Here is a 1,935-nt window from a genome sequence, read left to right on the forward strand (position 1 = left end):
GCGGTGGACTCCACCGCGCGGCCCCGCGCCGTTTCCCGGCGGCGGCCCCGGGTCGCCATTGACGCGGCCGGGACCTGCGGCTTAACTTCCGGCAACGGATTATCGATTCCGCAGGACGGAAAGAAGAAGGGTGCGGGAATGGGCCAGCACGAAAAGATCGCCACGAGCCTCCCGGCGGCGGTCACCGAGGCCGTCGGTGCCTCCCTCGCGGGCGTCGACGCCGAACTGGCCCGCCGCTACCCGGGCGACCCCGGCACCCGCCAGCCCGTCCACACCGTCTACGTGCCCGCCGACACCTTCACCGCGGGCACCGTCCGCTCCTGGGGCGACCAGGCGCTCGCCGCGCTCGACGAACACGCCCCCGACGCCGCCTCGCTGGCCCGTGTCCTCGGCCTCTCGGACGCGCTGGCCGGGCCGGTGTACGAGCGGGTACGGGACAAGCTGGTCCGCGAGCCCGTCGAGGACCTGCGGATCGACTTCGAGGACGGCTACGGTCCCCGCCCGGACGACGAGGAGGACGAGGCCGCGGCCCGCGCCGCCCGGCTCGTCCACGAGGCGTACGCCACCGGCACGGCGGCCCCGTACACGGGCATCCGCGTGAAGTGCCTGGAGGCGGCCGTACGCGCGCGCTCCATCCGGATCCTCGACATCTTCCTCAGCGGCCTCATGGCCGCGGGCGGCCTCCCCGACGGGCTGGTCCTGACGCTGCCCAAGGTGACGTACGCCGAGCAGGTCGCCGCGATGGCCCGGCTGGCCGGGGCGTTCGAGACGGCCAACGGTCTGCGGCCCGGCCGGATCGGCTTCGAGATCCAGATCGAGACCAGCCAGGCCATCCTCGCCGCCGACGGCACCGCCACCGTGGCCCGCATGATCGACGCGGCCGGCGGCCGGGCCACCGGGCTGCACTACGGCACCTTCGACTACAGCGCCTGCGTCGGAGTCAGCGCCGCCCACCAGGCGAGCGACCACCCGGCGGCCGACCACGCCAAGGCCGTCATGCAGGTCGCCGCGGCCGGGACCGGGGTCCGGGTCAGCGACGGCTCCACCAACGTCCTCCCGGTCGGCCCGACCGCCCAGGTCCACGAGGCGTGGAGGCTGCACCACGGCCTCACGCGGCGGGCCCTGGCCCGCGCCTACTACCAGGGCTGGGACATGCACCCGGGCCACCTCCCGACCCGCTACGCCGCCGTGTACGCCTTCTACCGCGAGGGCCTGGAGCCCGCCGCCGCCCGGCTGTCCGCCTACGTGGCCAAGGCGGGCGGCGCCGTCATGGACGAGCCCGCCACCGCCAAGGCGCTCAGCGGCCATCTGCTGCGCGGACTCGACTGCGGCGCCCTCGACCACGACGAGGTCACCCGGCTCACCGGTCTGACCCGCGGCGACCTGGAGGGCTTCGCGCTCCCCGGGCACCGGGCCTGACGCCGTGGTGCGTCAGCCGTCCGCCGGCGGCGGGATCTCCCCGGAGCCCCGGGCGATCAGCCGCGTGGCCAGCACCACCTGGGACGGCGCGTCGGCGGCGCCGTCCAGCCGGTGGAAGAGGCGCTCCGCGGCCGTACGGCCCAGGGTCGCCGCGTCCTGCGCGACGACCGTGAGCCCGGGGGCCAGCAGATCGGCCAGTTCGATGTCGTCGAAGCCGACGAGCGCGACCGGCCGGTGATGGGCCGCCAGGACCCGTACCACCGTCACCGTGACGCGGTTGTTGCCGGTGAAGATCGCCGTGACCGGCTCGGGGGCGCCGAGCATCGCGACGACCGCCTCCTGGACCCGGCGCGGCGCCGTCGTGCCCAGCGACACCCAGCCGTCGTCGATCGCCAGCCCGGCGTCCGCCATGGCGGTGCGGTAGCCGCGCAGCCGCTCGCCCGCCGTGTGGATGCCGGGGTGGTCGGCGATGAAGCCGATCCTGCGGTGGGCGGGGCCGATGTGATGGGCGGAGCC

At 75.3% G+C, this 1,935-nt stretch carries 2 protein-coding genes; one reads left to right on the forward strand and one right to left on the reverse strand.

Features of this window, described 5'->3' with window-relative positions:
* Positions 1-138 precede the first annotated feature (138 nt).
* Positions 139-1,419, forward strand: coding sequence for a DUF6986 family protein (locus ACFXPK_RS13345; RefSeq protein WP_385074792.1), 1,281 nt, complete (start codon positions 139-141; stop codon positions 1,417-1,419).
* A gap of 12 nt (positions 1,420-1,431) precedes the next feature.
* Here ACFXPK_RS13345 and ACFXPK_RS13350 read toward each other — a convergent pair.
* The coding region (locus tag ACFXPK_RS13350) for a substrate-binding domain-containing protein (RefSeq protein ID WP_385074795.1) at positions 1,432-1,935 on the reverse strand (504 nt) is incomplete at its 5' end.

It is taken from the genome of Streptomyces sp. NPDC059142, assembly GCF_042755665.1.
GTDB lineage: Bacteria > Actinomycetota > Actinomycetes > Streptomycetales > Streptomycetaceae > Streptomyces.

Bases quoted from the DNA above. Each gene is read 5' to 3' on its own strand.
- ACFXPK_RS13345 (WP_385074792.1), top strand. From the start codon at position 139: ATGGGCCAGCACGAAAAGATCGCCACGAGCCTCCCGGCGGCGGTCACC.